The organism is Sphingobacterium sp. BIGb0165 (assembly GCF_024810095.1).
Taxonomy (GTDB): Bacteria; Bacteroidota; Bacteroidia; order Sphingobacteriales; family Sphingobacteriaceae; genus Sphingobacterium; species Sphingobacterium detergens.
In genome coordinates this window covers 404,395-421,302 of the sequence record NZ_JANUEB010000006.1, presented here as the reverse complement: position 1 = coordinate 421,302, position 16,908 = coordinate 404,395, and the positions used below count along the sequence as shown (strand labels likewise).

Below are 16,908 nucleotides of genomic sequence, written 5' to 3'. Positions count from 1 at the left end.
AGTCTCAAAATATTATTTAGCACATTTGCCAAATCTGCCTTTTAAGAAAACTTCGGCGCTTTATTTTTTTATACTAAGTGGGAGGTAGATTCCAAAAGTAACGTTCCTGCCCATATTATAAACGCCATAAGTAGGGTTTTCTTGCGATAATCTTCCCGGACGTAGTCTACTTAAAGCATCGTAATAACGCTTGTTGGTGAGATTAGACGCAGTCGCGTACAGCTTCACTTGTTGTTTTCCTAAATGTAAGGTAGTGCCTATTCCAGCATTGATCAATGAATACGAATCTGCTGCTGTTTCAAAAGTTTCGTCAACGCGATTCTGTTTGAAATAATTGTCTAAACCTACCGATACATAAAAAGCATGTAATCCATTTATTTTGGGCTCAAGGCGTAGTGTGTTGTGTAAAACACCTGCCGGAATCAATGCTAATGGCCTATCAAAAGTCCTGTTTTGTGCATGGGTATAGGTAAAGGTGTTGTCCAAGTGTACCCAGTTCAGCGGATGGAAGTTTAGACTTCCCTCAAAACCATAAAGATTGGCATTTGCCTGACCGTAACGATAAACATCATAAGTCTGTTCATTATTGTCCTCATCAACGATGGTTTTTGTATCGCCCTTTTTTGCTGAAGCATAGATAAAATTATGAATATAATTTTCATAGATCCCGATACTACCGGTGACGATGCTATGTCCAAATTCAAGGGTTGCATCCGCTTGGAAACTACGTTCTGCTTTCAGATTTTCATTACCGATTTCATAGCGTGATGTACCTTCGTGTACGCCGTTAGAGCCCAATTCTGCCGGGTTAGGTGCTCTGAAGGCCGATCCGGCATTTGCTTTGAAGTTGAAATCTTCGCTGAAACTATGTGTAAAGCCTAAAGCACCGCTAATATTGCTGAATTTATTTTTAAAACCCGGAAATTGCTCCTCATCCTCAACGAAAAGCTGTTTGCCCTTGCTATTGACATAATCGTAGCGTAGTCCCATATTGAACGTGTTATCGCCCCAAGTTTTCTTGGCATAACCAAAAACGCCCAATTCGACCTGGTCATAAGCAGGAATCAGAAATTCAACACCCTTGTTGATACTATGCTCCTGACTGGCACTGATACCAACGACATGCTGCCAGCCGTTTCTTTCAGCGAGGTAATATTTCGCATCAAGTGAGTAGGTATTTAAATCAAAAAATAGGGAAGGTGTCGCTTCTTCAAGTTCGCGACGTTGATTTTTTTGGTAGCCCAGGTCCAGTTTTAAATTTCCTGAGCCAATCACAAAATTATTATTGAGCGCGAGCTTATAATGGCGGATATCCTGTTTGGGGAAATCCAATGTCCGGCTTTTAGATTCATTGTATAATGGATCGCCGACTTCACCATCGTAAAAACCAATATTATTTTTGAGGTAGGAAAAATTAAGGTGTGAATATCCCCATTGCTTATTTAAACCCAGCATACCACTGAAGCTGGTATTATTAAAGCCACTATTGATATAGCGCCCTGCTGGTGTATTGTAGGAATACGCATTTTGATAAGATCCACGTCCGCGCCATACAAAGCCGTTTTCATTGCCTGTAAGCATGAGTGAGTTGTTGGTCAGTCCATTGTTGGTTGAATAACTAGATAGCAGCTCGCCTTTTATTTCACCTGCAGTGGGAACGCTGGGCTCGAGGATATTAATAACACCACCGATGGCATCAGATCCGTACATCAACGAAGCTGCACCCCGAAGTACCTCTACCCGGTCGGGCTGATTTTGGTCGATCTCGATACCATGTTCGTCACCCCATTGTTGGCCCATTTGCTTCACCCCATCATTGACGGTGACAACACGGTTATAACCAAGACCGCGGATGACAGGTTTAGAAATACCCTGTCCTGTTGTAATCTGACTTAAACCAGGTACCTGACGGGCTAGCGCATCGATCAGATTTGTCGCACCAACCTGTAATTCGTCTTTGGAAATAACAGAGACAGAAGTGCTGTTGCGACGGCTTTGCGCAGTCACAAGGGTACCAGTAACGACCACCTCATTTGTCTCGATTATACTTTCTGTCAATGCGAAATCGACCGATACATCCGCTGATGTCAGATCTATCGTTTTGATCAGCGATTGGTACCCAATAAAACGTACTTCGACAAGATAACGTCCACTCGAGGGCAGTGATTTGAATGTATAACGCCCCTGTTGATCTGAAGAGGTACTTGAGCGGAGTTGGAGTAAAGATATGGTCGCTCCCGCGATCGGTTGATTCGTTTTTGAATCTGTCACCTTGCCCGATATGTTCGCGGCGTTAGCCGTGAATAGAAGGAAATAGCAGACAAGCATACATATGCTGCCTTTAATTTTGAGTTTCATCTGTAAATATTTTTATGCCATCAGTAGATGGGGTCTATCCAAATGATAACCTGTCGCATTAAAATTGCTTTTTCATCAGTCGTGAAAAATAACCTGTTCAATGCGGAGAAATTCATCATTGAATTGCTTGATTGTTAAATTAAGAGGAAAATCCATTATGAATACGCCAGTAGCAATCACCAAAATTTTGGTTCTTTGCTTCCTGATCATAGTAAACAAGGCTTTCCATAAAAGCTTTGTTGTCGCATCGTGGATGAAATTTAACAAATGGGGGGACCGCGATTGCCAGATAGCAATGCACTGATCATTTGGTCACTAGGGACAAAGAAACCAAATGCTATTTCCCGTTCAGGAAGAGAAATTTCATTTTGGCTAAAATGAAAGAGTAATTGCGGATGTGAACTTTGGTCGCAAATAGAACATTTTGGATGGTCCGCATGGTGTTTTTTTGGACTGCAGTCCACTATACTTAATGCCGGCGACTCATGGGAATGGGTATAGACAATGAACTGACCGATTAAAAAGGTCATTAAAAGCGTTAACGCTGCTAATTTGTTCAATGAAATATTGCGCACTTTATTTTTCTATACGATGTCTTTGCAGACTATTAATGAAGCAAAGATAAGAAAAATAATAAATAAAGCAATGATGTTGCATTTATTTGTTTGTATTGGGGAATAAAAAAATGTCTTTATGAATGGGCATAAAGACATTTTTCAGCATGAGCTATTTTTTTGATTGTACAAATCGCCCAATAATTTCATATTGGTTTGCATCGAGTCCTTGTACATCCTGAAGTTTTACAATACTGTACAATGAATCGATATAATAATCCAGTTTTTCCTCACTATCATAAAGGGAGTTTGCGATCTTCTTATCGATTTGGATGTGTTTAACCTTTTCGTTTTTACGATCAAACTCAATTCGGAGTTTTTGTATCTGCAGTTCTTTCTTTTTGGCAGTAAATTCCGTTACACAATCTACGGCTTTGACATCGTAGAGTGCAGGATCAAAATTTTTGCTGATATCCGCAGACTGGAAGGCTGAAAGTTCGTTTTTCCAGTTTTCAATTTTGAGCTCACGTTGTTCCTTTTCACCGTCTTTATTGACGGATTTTAACACCGAAGGGTTGAGTTGCTGCAAGCGTTGTGCTTCGGCACTGAAAAAAGAGTCTACCGAAAAGATATCCGTTGTTTTTTTAGTTTTCTGCGGGCCAGAGGGGGAGCTGCAGCTCCAAAAAAGCAGCGCACTTCCCACCAGTAGTGGAAGTGCGCTGCTTAATTTTTTATATAAATTCTTATTCTGATACCAATACATTTCCTGTCATTTCAACGGGGATATCTACGCCCAAAAGTTTTAGAACGGTTGGAGCGATATCACCCAATTTACCATCTGCGATTTTTTTGTAGTGATCATCAATCAAGATACAAGGAACCAAATTGGTTGTATGCGCCGTATTTGGTGATCCATCTTCATTGACCATAAATTCTGAATTACCGTGATCAGCCAAGATGATAAATGAATAACCATTTTTCAATCCTGTTTCCACCACTGTTTTTGTGCATTGATCTACTGTTTCTACTGCTTTTACGACAGCCTCAAATACACCGGTATGGCCTACCATATCTGGATTTGCAAAATTGAGACAGATAAAGTCAGGCTGAAGAATTTCCATATCATTGACGATTGCTTCAGTGATTCCATTTGCAGACATTTCAGGTTGAAGATCGTAAGTAGCCACTTTCGGAGAAGGGACCAAAAGACGGTTCTCACCTTCGAATTGTTGTTCACGGCCACCCGAAAAGAAGAATGTCACGTGTGGATATTTTTCAGTTTCGGCAATACGGGTCTGTGTTTTATGATTGGCTTCCAACACCTCACCCAAGGTATTTGTCAGGTTATCTTTTTGGAAAACAACACGTACATTTTTGAAGGTTTCGTCATAGGCTGTTAGTGTGACATAGTACAGGTTCAACGGTACAAGATCATATTCAGGGAAAGCTTTCTGTGTCAGTGCAATGCTGATTTCACGACCGCGGTCTGTTCTGAAATTGTAACAGAAGACCACATCACCTTCCTGGATTGTTGCTGCGGCAGTACCATCTTCATTAATCAAGGCGATTGGTTTAACAAATTCGTCTGTTACTCCAGCATCGTATGATTTTTGGATTGCAGCAACCAGGTCATTGGTTTTTTCACCTTCGGCTTTCACCAAAAGATCATAAGCCAACTTAACGCGTTCCCATCTGTTGTCACGGTCCATCGCGTAATATCTACCAATGGCAGAAGCGAATGTGCCTGAAGTCGTTTTTAGATATTCTTGTAGATCTTTAACATAGCCGATTCCCGAATTAGGGTCAGTATCACGACCATCCAGAAAAGCATGAATGAAGACCTGCTCACTGTTTAGTCCAGCATGTTTGGCGGCATCACAAAGACCTTTAAGGTGCTTGGTGTGTGCATGTACACCACCATCCGAAAGTAAACCGATAAAGTGTACTTTTTTATTATTTTCAAGCGCATATTTAAATGCGTCCTGGATAACGATATCTGTGTTGAATACGCCATCATTTACCGCTTTGTGGATACGTCCTAATTCTTGATAGACAACTCTTCCGGCGCCAAGATTCATGTGGCCAACCTCAGAGTTACCCATCTGTCCATCAGGAAGGCCAACGGCTTCACCAGAAGCTTCCAGACTTGAATTTGGGTATGTTTCCAATAAATGATCTAAAAATGGGGTATTTGCAGCTTCAACTGCATTTGATTTATCATGTTTTCCGTATCCTAGTCCGTCTAGGATCATGAGTGCAACTTTTTTCTTATTCATCGTATAACAAAGATAACCTTAATTTTAGAATCTATCAATGCGTCTTTAAAATCTTCCCTTGTTTATATGCAATAATTTTATAGGTTTGTGGCATAGTTTATGTTTGGTATAAACTATGCTACCTAATGATTGATTACATCTATTGTGGAAACTGTTCTGTCTTATTTTGAGCTATATGAAACTTTTAAGCTATTGCGTATTTATATTTGTTTATAGTCTTTTTATACACACTAACGCCTCAGGGCATCTTTTGAAAGATTTAAACTATTCATCACAGCCTGTTGTACGGGAAGGAGAGGAGTCTTTGGGAAGTATTTCTGAAGAACTTAAAACGTATTTAAGGGAGGGGAATGCGAAGAATATCGCGAAGTATTTTGGTTCCAATCTGACCTTGTCCCTATTGGGAGAAAATGGTGTGTATACCAAATATCAGTCCGAGATTATGTTGGGCACATTTTTTAACCAACATAAACCCAAGACCGTCAAACTGACCCAAGCGAGTAATGCAAACAATGGTTATCAATACTTCACCTTTTCATTAGCGACAGAACAAGCCAATTATCGGGTATTTATCAAGATAAGTGCGGGATCCAATAGTCAGACAATAGAAGAACTTCGGATCGATAAAAGTTAGGTCAGACGCTATTTTTTTATCATTCTATTTTTCGATTAAAAAATTATTCCACATCTTAGCCCAATAAATTGTATTTATGGAGAAGGAAATCAAGGATTATTTGGCGCAGTTTGTAAAAAAATCAGTCGCGGAAGATCTCGGAGATGGTGATCATACCTCTTTATCCACGATAGAGGTGGGCGCACAAGGAGAGGCAAAACTGATTGTTAAGGACGACGGTATTTTGGCAGGCGTAGAGGTTGCTCAAGCGATCATGAGTTACATCGATGAAACCTTGACCTGTGAGGTATTTATTCCTGATGGAAGCCAGGTAAAAGTTGGTGATATCGCATTTTATGTTCGCGGAAATATCCAGAGTATTCTACTTGCAGAGCGTTTGGTATTGAATGTGATGCAACGTATGAGTGGTATAGCGACGACAACCCGAAAATATGTGGAGCTGTTGAAAGGTACGGATACGCAGGTATTGGATACTCGTAAGACAACACCTTTACTTCGGGTATTGGAGAAAGAAGCGGTCAAAATAGGTGGAGGTACCAATCACCGGTTTGGATTATTCGATATGATTCTGATCAAAGACAATCATGTGGATTATAGCGGTGGAATTGTATCGGCGTTGACACGAGCAAATGACTATCGAAAGAAATTAAATAAACCAATTGAAATAGAAATAGAGGTCCGAAATTTTGCGGAACTTGACGAAGTTCTTAACTTTGGCGAAGTGGACCGAATCATGTTGGATAATTTTTCACCTGCGGATGTGGCCAAAGCTGTTAAAATTATCGATCATCGATTTAAGACAGAAGCTTCTGGGGGAATAACATTTGAAACCATTCGGGCCTATGCAGAGGCTGGAGTAGACTATATCTCGGTGGGTGCTTTGACACACAGTGTCAAGAGCTTAGATCTTAGTCTGAAAGCCAAATTATTATAAGAACTGATTTAATTTAATGATATCGATTTATTTAGTAATTGCAGTATTACTAGCTTATTTGTTTGGTTCTATACCTACAGCAGTTTGGTTGGGTCAGGCATTTTATGGCGTAGATGTTCGTGAGTATGGGAGTGGTAATGCTGGAGCGACTAACACCTTTCGCGTATTAGGACCGCGTGCCGGCTCCATCGTGATGTTTGTAGATATATTCAAGGGTTGGACAGCAACGAATCTCGCCTATCTGATTGAGTTGGGCCAAAATACCAGTGATGTTCAGTTCGTTAATTTTCAGTTGGCCTTGGGAGTGATTGCGGTAATAGGTCACCTATTTCCTGTATTTGCGGGCTTCCGGGGAGGAAAAGGGGTAGCGACATTGTGCGGGATGATTTTGGCGATACATACACCGGCAGCTTTAGTTTGTGTATCCGTATTTATCATTATCCTATTGACGACACATTACGTGTCCCTAAGTTCAATTTCGGCCGGTTTTGCTTTTCCATTTAGCTTGGCATTTATTTTTAAGACTACCATTCCTTCGGTATTGCTTTATGGCATCGCCATCTGTACACTGCTATTAATTACCCATCAAAAGAATATTGAGCGTCTGCTAAAAGGACATGAATCCAAGATTTATCTATTCAAGAAAAAAAACAAGGCAAAAGAATAGGCACAATAATTGCATCCTAAAAAAAGTATTTAATAGATTATTATGAAATAGCTGCGCTGGAAAAAACAGAGAACCTGTCGAATCTAGCCCCAACATTCCATACAACATTAAAAACGAGACTGGGCCTGTGAGCTCATGAATGCAATTGAAACAAACACAGATGAATAATAAGATACATATGAAAAGCATGTTTAAGTATTCGGCTATCGTAATGGCCTGTGTGGCACTGGCATCGGGGTTGTCAGGTTGTGCTACTTCGGCTGTTACTGGAAAAAAATATTTGAAATTGGTCAGTGCTGACCAAGTCAACCAACAGGCTGCACTGGCTTACAAAGATTTCTTGTCAAAAAATAATACAAAAGTTATTACCGGTACGGCTGATGCGGCAATGGTAAAACGTGTGGGTAACCGTTTGGCAACCGCTGTCAATCAATACTTGCAGAGCAAAGGTATCGCCAATAAATATAATTTCAATTGGGAATTTAACCTGGTGAAGAGTGATGATGTGAATGCTTGGTGTATGCCTGGTGGAAAAGTGGCTGTGTATACAGGAATACTTCAAGTAACGCGTACCGAGGCTGGTATGGCGACAGTAATGGGACACGAAATTGCCCACGCTATTGAAGAGCACTCCGTAGCACAGGCGTCCAACCAGATGGCTTTACAAATGGGCGGTCAGATTCTGGGCTCAGCAGCAGGAATGACTGGAAGCAGTTCCCTTGGAATTTTTAACAATCTGTATGGTTTGGGGGGAAGCTTGGCTCAGTTAAAGTTCTCACGCAGCGATGAATCTTCTGCAGATCAGGCAGGATTAATTATCATGGCATTGGCCGGTTACGATCCGAATGAAGCTATTGGATTTTGGAAGCGCATGGCAGCGGGAAGTCAAAAAGGACAACCGGAGTTCTTGAGCACTCACCCAAGCGATGCGAGACGTATTGCGGATATTGAGAAGCAGATTCCGAATGCAATGCGGTATTACAAAAAGTAAAAAAATACAAGCATAGTATATATGCTTCACATTAAATAATAAAAACGGGAGTGTCCACCTTTGGACACTCCCGTTTTTTTATCTCATTTTTTCGAATCCCCTTATGGTCTATTTTCGATTATTCCGTGCTAAACGGTTCTTTGAGGAATTATTTCTTTGTGTTATTTTGAAAACCTGAAATTAGCAAAGTAATAAGTAATATCCGCCGGAGGACTGAATGTTCCGCCGGGCTCACCACCAATGTTAATGACAATTACTCTGTTGTGTTTGTCTTTTGCTGAGGACAAATCAATGGTCACATCCTTCCATTTTGTCAGATCGCTGTCCGGAATTGGGGTGGCATTTCTGTCCAGCTCCCAGTACTCCTGACCAAAGGCACTTTCACTGGAAAATGCCCACATATAGTTCATAAATCTAGGCCACAATTTTTGGAAAGCGCTGTAACTGCCGGTAAATTTAGATTTGTCAGGTGCATAGACCTTAAATTTAAGATACTTGTAAGTAGCGATATTAAATCGATATTCCTTTGGAAGTGTAAATACAAAGGAAGCGCTCGCTGCTTTTAGTGTGATTTTCATCGGGTTCACAATAGCTGTTCCCGCCGGAGCGTCCGTTGCCGGATTGACAATATCCGTTGCCCAGTTATTGTCCTGAATCTTTCCGTCCAGGAAGAAATTCATCGGAATCAAACTTTCATCCGGAGGTGTCACCCATTCGACAATGTTTTTACCATCATAGCGTTTCAGCAATTCATCTATTCCTAGCGAATTGGGGATATATTTAATTTTTTTGATTATCCCCAGATCCAGGAGGTCTAACATCGCTTGCGCATTGGCATTTGATATGGCTGATACATGACGTATAAAAGGCTGAAACTTACCGCCACCGATCGTTTTGACCACACCATTTCTGTTGTAATCAAGGGTTTTAACATTAAACAGCTCACCGCCGGTCAGATCCAATTCAGTTACATTGGAAAAATAGAATAAATCCTGTAAACTGTTGGTGTGAATTGGAAAGGTCAATTTCTTAATCCCTGCAGCAACATTCGCATTGAAGGTTGTTACCCCGTTCGCGACGAGGATATCCCGTTCTGTTGGATTGAAGGTTGTCTCTCCGGTAGGCAAAGTGATATCGAGCGTCTGTGTATAAGTGATCGAGTCTACTATTTCCTGTCCGCCTACTTTCGGGATGACATTATAGGATAGCTTCATTGCTACCGTTGATCCTGGATTCAGGTTTGCCGCAAATATGCGCGGTGAGGTCCCGCGGGTTCCTGTAATTACTTTTCCGGTCTTATCTTTATATTCAAAAGAAAGGCTTTTATAAGTCAACAGGATGGATGATAGTGAGCTCGTCCAGTCGATGACCATAGCATTTGGTGAAGTCATAATCCGCGGAGAAGCAATGACCAGGTTTTTTACGTCACTTTCGGTAAATGGAATGACAGCGATTTGCTGTGGCACCGACTTATTTTCAAATTGGTCTATGGTATAGACTTTAAAGCGGTACAGTTTAGACTGTTTGAGTCCTTTGATATTGAGCCAGGAAACCAATGAATCAATGGTGATTTTCTGATTGTCATATTCAACAATTGTTTTTTTGGATTTTCCCATCCGGATCTGACTTGAGGGAATCCGTCCTGCCTTTATCAGATCAATTTCGACCCGTTCATAGCCGATTTTGGCGGCGATGGTATCATAGCGTTGCGGATACACAGTTTCCTCCGCGTAGGGTTTTATATTATCGTACATTTTCTTGCAGGAAAAGCTAAAAGCCATTAACGTCAAGACAACTAAAAACCCAGCTATTTTTCTGAACTTATTTTTTGTTTTCATACTTTATGTCTTTGAGGTCTCTATTTAGTTACTTTTGCGTCCGTAAAGCGTGATTTCAGAAAGACAGTTCGCATCATCTAAAGTATAGTCAGATGTAAAACCCTTTACAGCTTCATACCTGAACCATCTTGTCTTCTTCGTGTACTTCGGATTATCGGGATACATATAAGCCATATCGCCAGCTTCCCCTTTTTTCACAAATTCAAGTTCACTGATCCCAAAAGGTACTGGAATAAAGTGCTCTGATACGGGTTCCCAGTCTTGTTTGGCATCATCCCAGATATACATTTTGAACCTTCCGACATTTTCGCTGCGGTAGTACTGCCCTCTGGAGATATTGGCCAATCCCCCGGAATGCCGCTGTACAGTAATAATGCGGCTTAGTTCATAATAAGCACCCAGGTCGATGATAAAGTTCCAGGGCATATTCCCATCAGCCGTTTTTCCGGTTCGTCCCCGCCCATGCGTATGCATAAAGTTGAGGTTGTCACCCCGGTCTATGATATCGTCTATCACGTAGCGCGAGCGCCCTTCCAGTCCGTCGCCAAAGGCCATCGGGATACGGCCGATGGAATCGGCGGCTTTGGGCAATACCCAGTCTTTTTTTGATATTTTCGTATCTTCGAGGAGGGAAATATTCCCCTTGTCGATGGTTGCAGTGGTATTTCCATAGCTGTCTTCGACGCGAACTTTCACACCTACTTTTTCTGTCGATGGGAGCACCAGATCATTGATAAACCTGCGGTCGGTAGCCAGATTGGACGAAAAGACCGAGGTCAGGCTGCGAGGTGTGCCATTTTGGTTAAATGTAAAGTCTACATAAACATTGACGTCCTGCTTGAGCTCATTCTCCCAGTCCAGAAAGAAGGAACTGAAGCCCGGCTTCACCTGTATCGAACTGGCTACCCGGGTAAAAGCAGGTTCCAGAGACTGCACCTTGACATCCAGTGGTTCTGACCGGTTGCCCGTACGATCTACGGCATATAGCTTTATGGTGTATTCATCTGTGCTGGGCAGTCCATACACATCTAGGGAATCCACAAAATAAGAGGCCGAAAAGGTGAAAGACTTACCGTTGGGATTGGTGTAAACGGCATCGATGCTGATGAGGTCTTCATCCTTTGGTATATTGTAAAAAAAGCGGGCCCCACCATATAAAGGGATATACCTGCGCAGTTCTACCTTTCCGGGTGGCGTACCATCGTCCGCAGCCGGAGAAAATCGCTCAATCTCTTTACAGGCAAAGAAAAGCAGCAGGAAACTAAATGCGATATATTGGAGATTTAATTTGATCATGTTTGTCTATATTAATTGTTACAATAAAAATTTAGCATTACCAGCCCGGATTCTGAATAAGTTTACCATTGGTGTTCATCTCATTGAGATCAATAGGCCATAGGCAGTCGCGGATGGTGAAACGTCTTTCCTGTTTGACATCAAGTACAAAGAATGAAGTGCCTGTGGTCCCGGTATGGTTCCATCCCCATATTGGCATGGAAAACGCCGATGTAGCCCGTTTGTGGCGCATCATATCCCAGAAATGGATACCTTCAAATGCAAACTCAATACCGCGTTCCTGCAAAATAATGTCCCGTAACCCCTCTTTAGTCCGGTGTTTATTGACCGTTTTGGCGAGCGAAGCGTCAGACCAGGCCTTTTCCACGGAGGGGATTCCGGCACGTTCTCTGACGCGATCTAAGAGGGTGTAGACCTCTGTTGATGGGCCTGAATATTCGTTTAAAGCTTCTGCTTTCATCAGATATAGATCAGCCATTCGGATTATGGGATAAGGGAATTTTATCGTACGCTGCCAAGCACCGGATTGTGACTCCGGGTGTACCATTTTTTGTGTACCAATACCCGTGGCAAAAAAGTCTGTGGTGTGCTGCGAGGAGTTATAACCTCCATGGGAATTTCCATAGAACATGGTATTGATACGAACGGTATGTGCCCGCCAATAACCCGCTGTAATGCCCAGGTTGGCATAGAATCGAGGCTCTCTGTTCATGTATAATTTGATGGTTTCGGTATTGGGCTGCATGTAGCCGTTCCAGTGCGTATAGCTGCTTTCACTGGATGCTGGTGTCTTGATGATTTCATATTTGTTGCTGAAATCATAGGTCAGATCCTCATCAATGGGTAATCCATTTTCGGTGTAGTAACGTTCAGCCATTTGATAGGTGGCACCCATCCATTGCCATGAATAAGAAGGTTCGTTCACGACCCCGTCGCCATAGCCTTCGGGCAAACGGATATTGGAGGAATGGGCCAATTCACCTTGGTTATAGTAATTGAGATTTGAATTCCCCCAAACCAGTTCTTTATTCCATGGATCTACAATAAGCATACGTAAGTCATACAATGTTTGCATTCTTTCGGGATTAGCCGTAAATGCGGGACGATCATAAATAAAAGGTTCCTTGGCAAAATGATAGAGTCCCAGTCCATTTGCTTCGCACAACGTAATCGATTCGTTAAGCGCATCAATGGCTGCTTTCCATTTCTCTTTATCCTCAGCCTGTGGAAAGAAAGGCTGGCCATCACTGTCCATAAAATCGCCAAAGTATTCACGGTTACCATTGAAAAATGGACTTGCTCTGAACACAAGCACCCTAGCTTTGATCGCTTTGGCTGCCACTTGGTCGATCTGCCCGAGGTTGTTGGAGGATACACGTTCAGTCAGATTCGGAATAGCTTCATTCATGAGGTTTAATACGTAATTAAAGCAATCTTCTACTTTGGAACGGTTCAAAAACAATTCCTCCGGTGTGGATGTTGGCGAAGCAAGACCGGTAGGCAGAACAATAGGTCCATAGCGCTGAATCAGTAAAAAAGCAAAATAACCTTTTAGAAATTTGACTTGTGCTTTCCACTCGGCTTTTTCTCCATCGGTCATATCACGTACTTTGTCAATATTGGCTAGGAAAACCTCACATTGGCGTATACCCTGATAGAGCGGTTTACCACCTTCGGTACCAGACCAAAGACCCAGTTGAGGTGAGGTCTGTGATTGTAAACCCCGCATAATACGGATTGCCCGTAGGTTGCCTGTATTGGTGTTAAGATCCAGCCGACCGAGCCATTCGTCTCCCAGCGACCAGGAAGTGACATGCGTCTGATCATCATTGGGTAGGTAGCTGTATACTTTGGCTAGTGCATTGTAAGCTTCAACTTTGATGTTGAATATATCTTCCAGTTTTAGGGTATTGTCTGGTACCACATCGAGGTACTTGGAACAGGAACCCAAAAAGAATGCTGTTGCAATTGCGATATATTTTATTGTTTTCATGTGTAAGTCCGTTATACGTTAAAATGATAATTGAATACCAACATTAAACCGTCGGTTTGGCGGATAGCCGAGTCCATTTCGTCCGGATTCTGGATCCCAAAGTTTGAATGGGCTGAATACAGCCAGGTTCTCGCCACTGATATAGATCCGGCTACCTTTGCCAAAACCAAAGCGTTCTAAATTTCGCGGGCTATAACCGATCTCAAGGGATTTTAACCGGATAAAGGAACCATCCCTCAGCCACCAGGAGGACTGCTGTGTATTATTATTAATGGGATCTGTAGACAGACGAGGCCAGAATGCATGGGTATTTGGGTTAGTTTCGCTCCAATAGTTATCGGCGATAATAGCCAATGCATTTCTGCGGGAAGCGAAAGGAGCTATTCCATAAGATCCGGTATTTGGGTTGGATTCAGCGGTGGAGTTAATAAAGAAAGAGACATTTTTGTTCCCCTGAAAGAAGAAAGAAAAATCAAATGCTTTATAACCCGCAGACATACCAAAACCATATTGAATCTCTGGTACGGTAGGGTAACCCATCGGAATCCTATCGTTATCATTGATAATGCCATCACCATTGATATCCTTGTATTTGATATCACCCGCCATGTATTCACCGAAATCCTGTCTGGGTGAATTATCTATTTCATACTGATCGACAAATAGTCGCTCGGCAAGCAGCCCCCATTCTTGTCTCAAATTGTGTCCAAGTTTCTTTAGATAGGTATCTGCATAATTTTTTTCGTCCAGTGCAAGATATTTGTTGGTGGCATAGGTGAAATTGGCCCGGGCCGAAAGCCAGAGATCCGATCCGAAGAATTTTTGATAGGTAAGCGAACCATCAAATCCCTGCGAACTGACTTTACCCACATTACCACTTATGGCAGCCTCCAAACCGGCAGATGCAGGGAAGTTTTCCCGTCGCATGTAGATTTTGCTCCGTACATCTTTAAAAAAGTCCCCCTGCAATTTGAGTGACTCATTAAAGAAATTGGCTTCTATACCAACATTCCATTTTTCGGACTCTTCCCAGGTGATATCTGGATTAGCGTAGCGGTTTACATTAAATCCATTATAAGCATTCATAAAATCGGTTCCCCAACGATACATGGCATCATTGCCCCTTGAAATATCCGATAGGTAAAAGAAGCGGTCTCTCCGCTCGGCAATGGCGTCGTTTCCGACACGTCCCCAGGTAGCACGTAGTTTTAATGTACTGACGACCGATTTAAGTGGTTCAAAAAAACGTTCGCTCGAGACCATCCAGCCACCGCCCAAGGAAGGAAAGAAGCCAAAGCGTTTTTGGCCCATGAACTTCTCCGAACCATTTAAACCATAAGCAAATTCCGCAAAGTATTTATTGTCGAAATCATAGGTCAGACGTCCAGAGTTTCCCATATTGCGTTCGGGTAAGGTTTCGTAAATGGAGTTGCTATTACCGGATGTCAGTAATTTTTCCTCGATCATCCCCACGGTCATGGCACCTAAATTGTGATTGCCAAAACTACGGTTCCAGTTAAAACGCGCCTCGAAATAATAATTGGAGCTGGCATCCCTTTTTGGCTCTACATCGCCCAGTGTTGCTCGACCTGTTGTGGGGTTGAGCGCATAGAGACTGTACTCACCGGTAATCTGGTTGTAATTTTCCAGATCATAATAAAAGGGATCATAGCTTCTAGTACCGGCATATTTGCTCCAAGTTGTTACCGAAGCCCGGCCTTGGAGTTTCAGACCTGGTGTCAAAAAAGCCAAGTCTTGCATCAGTGTAGCCTGCGCTGTGATGGTATTTTCATTGCGGTCTTCATAACCCCGCACCATCTCCGCATAGGGGTTGTTTTTTAGAGATCCTGTGACAAAAGTATTCCCAAATAAGGTGTGCTGGGTAAATTCGTTTTTGGCATCGGGGGAAAATACTGCCGGAAAATCGACTGGGTTACTGTTCATCACCATCCGGAAGATATCACTTGCCGATCTGAACGGCCCGTTATAACGTTCAAACCGACCTTGGATCCGAGTATCTAAAGTAGTCGTTTTTGTCAGTTTAAAAATGACATTTGACCGAATAAAAAAACGGTTGATATTGATGTTGTTATTGAAATTGTTTCGGTCATCCACTTTCAGCAAACCGGACTCTTTATCAAAACCACCCGATACATAATAGGTGGCCACCTGTCCACCACCGCTAAGATTGACATTGGCTTTTGTATTGACTGTATAGTTCTTGAGTAGGGTATTGTACCAGTCGATGTTGGGGAAAATCATGGGATTTTCATTATCTATTGTCGACTGTATTTTCTGTTGGGAATAATAAGGACCAAGAATAGGATCTCTGGTCATGCGCGCCTCATTATAGAGTTTCATGTAGTCAATGCCATCAACCATTTTGATCATTCGGGTTGGTGATGCGGTATTGACATCTACGCGGGCATTCAATCCTACAGGTCCCTCTCTTCCCGCTTTGGTGGTGACCATGATAATACCGTTGGCACCGCGGGCACCATAGAGTACGGTTGCCGAGGCGTCTTTTAATATGGAGAAACTTTCGATATCATCGGGCTGCATCCGGGCAAGATTGTCGGTGGTTGATTCAAAACCGTCAATCAGGATCAGGGGGGAAGCCTGATAGCCGAATGTTGTGACCCCACGGACGAAGAACTGGGCATTGTCTGCACCCGGTTCGCCTGAGTTCTGAAAAGAAATCACGCCGGGTATGCGGCCGGCGAAGGCGCTGGTGAGGTTGGTTGCGGGAATTTTTAACTCCGAGGCTTTTACGGTCGTAATAGCACCGACTACGGTGGCTTTTTTCTGCGTTCCGAAGGCGACGACGGTAACTTCATCAAGACTCTTTCCATCGTCATACAATAATACTTCAATAATGTTCTGTGGACCGATGACACGCGTTTCATCTTTCTTTCCAACAAATTTAAAGACTAGGCTGTCGCCCACAATACCAGAGAGTTGAAACTCTCCATTCGCGTTGGTCTTCGTTACCGGAACCCTATTCTTGAGAATGGTAACACCTTCGATTTTTTCTCCATTTGATGCATCTTTCACAATACCAGTAAGCTGCTTTTGAGCAAAAGACAGCATGGGTAGGGTAAAGAGCAATAGGAAAAGAAACAGTTTTTCTTTTCGTTTTTGCATAATTGATAGGTGATTAGATAAATTAATTGGTTGATTTACGTTGGGAAGAAGATATTAGATTCGTTTATCAATTCTTCCTTTTTAAAGACAAGGAGCCCCCAAGACAGGAGTTGCCCTAAAAAATAAATTGGTTTAAGTTTGTTTTAAATTATTTGGTTATTACTTCTTATTCAGGTTTTTGGTACAGCCTTGACTGTCTGTTTTAGCTAGTCCCCTAATGAGC

General features: G+C 42.3%; 11 protein-coding genes. 4 read left to right on the top strand and 7 right to left on the bottom strand.

From position 1 onward, the window contains the following. Positions 1-60: 60 nt before the first annotated feature. From M2408_RS16150 to gpmI, 3 genes are all read right to left on the bottom strand, one after another. On the bottom strand, positions 61-2,358 hold the full coding sequence (locus tag M2408_RS16150; RefSeq protein ID WP_259183337.1) for a TonB-dependent receptor: 2,298 nt from the start codon (positions 2,356-2,358) through the stop codon (positions 61-63). Between the two features lie 726 nt (positions 2,359-3,084). Then, positions 3,085-3,675, bottom strand: a complete 591-nt coding sequence (locus M2408_RS16145) for a hypothetical protein (protein ID WP_259183336.1) — start codon at positions 3,673-3,675, stop codon at positions 3,085-3,087. Beyond that, positions 3,656-5,188, bottom strand: a complete 1,533-nt coding sequence (gpmI, locus tag M2408_RS16140; RefSeq protein ID WP_259183335.1) for a 2,3-bisphosphoglycerate-independent phosphoglycerate mutase — start codon at positions 5,186-5,188, stop codon at positions 3,656-3,658. Before gpmI ends, M2408_RS16145 begins: the two co-directional genes overlap by 20 nt. Before the next feature lie 250 nt (positions 5,189-5,438). On the opposite strand from gpmI, the gene M2408_RS16135 reads away from it, so the two are divergent. The 4 genes from M2408_RS16135 to M2408_RS16120 all read left to right on the top strand — a co-directional run bounded on the left by M2408_RS16135 (position 5,439) and on the right by M2408_RS16120 (position 8,414). After that, entirely contained in the window at positions 5,439-5,822 is a 384-nt protein-coding gene (locus tag M2408_RS16135; protein ID WP_167457247.1) for a DUF4783 domain-containing protein, read from the top strand. 76 nt (positions 5,823-5,898) lie between these two features. After that, positions 5,899-6,756 (top strand): carboxylating nicotinate-nucleotide diphosphorylase, encoded by an 858-nt coding sequence (nadC, locus tag M2408_RS16130; RefSeq protein WP_259183334.1) that lies wholly within the window; start codon positions 5,899-5,901, stop codon positions 6,754-6,756. A 16-nt stretch (positions 6,757-6,772) separates the two neighbouring features. Then, positions 6,773-7,423, top strand: coding sequence for a glycerol-3-phosphate 1-O-acyltransferase PlsY (gene plsY, locus M2408_RS16125; protein ID WP_259183333.1), 651 nt, complete (start codon positions 6,773-6,775; stop codon positions 7,421-7,423). A gap of 160 nt (positions 7,424-7,583) precedes the next feature. Continuing rightward, positions 7,584-8,414 (top strand): M48 family metallopeptidase, encoded by an 831-nt coding sequence (locus tag M2408_RS16120; RefSeq protein WP_244211718.1) that lies wholly within the window; start codon positions 7,584-7,586, stop codon positions 8,412-8,414. Between the two features lie 161 nt (positions 8,415-8,575). Here M2408_RS16120 and M2408_RS16115 read toward each other — a convergent pair whose 3' ends face one another. Genes M2408_RS16115 through M2408_RS16100 form a run of 4 tightly spaced genes read right to left on the bottom strand, consistent with a single transcriptional unit; the run spans position 8,576 to position 16,685 of the window. Beyond that, the gene (locus M2408_RS16115) at positions 8,576-10,252 is read right to left on the bottom strand and encodes a DUF4998 domain-containing protein (protein WP_259183332.1); all 1,677 of its coding nucleotides are present in this window, start codon (positions 10,250-10,252) and stop codon (positions 8,576-8,578) included. A 24-nt stretch (positions 10,253-10,276) separates the two neighbouring features. Continuing rightward, positions 10,277-11,548: a DUF4959 domain-containing protein gene (locus M2408_RS16110; RefSeq protein WP_259183331.1), complete on the bottom strand. Its 1,272-nt coding sequence runs from the start codon at positions 11,546-11,548 to the stop codon at positions 10,277-10,279. 37 nt (positions 11,549-11,585) lie between these two features. Next, entirely contained in the window at positions 11,586-13,541 is a 1,956-nt protein-coding gene (locus tag M2408_RS16105) for a RagB/SusD family nutrient uptake outer membrane protein (protein ID WP_259183330.1), read from the bottom strand. 18 nt (positions 13,542-13,559) lie between these two features. Beyond that, positions 13,560-16,685 (bottom strand): TonB-dependent receptor, encoded by a 3,126-nt coding sequence (locus M2408_RS16100; protein ID WP_259183329.1) that lies wholly within the window; start codon positions 16,683-16,685, stop codon positions 13,560-13,562. Positions 16,686-16,908 lie beyond the last annotated feature (223 nt).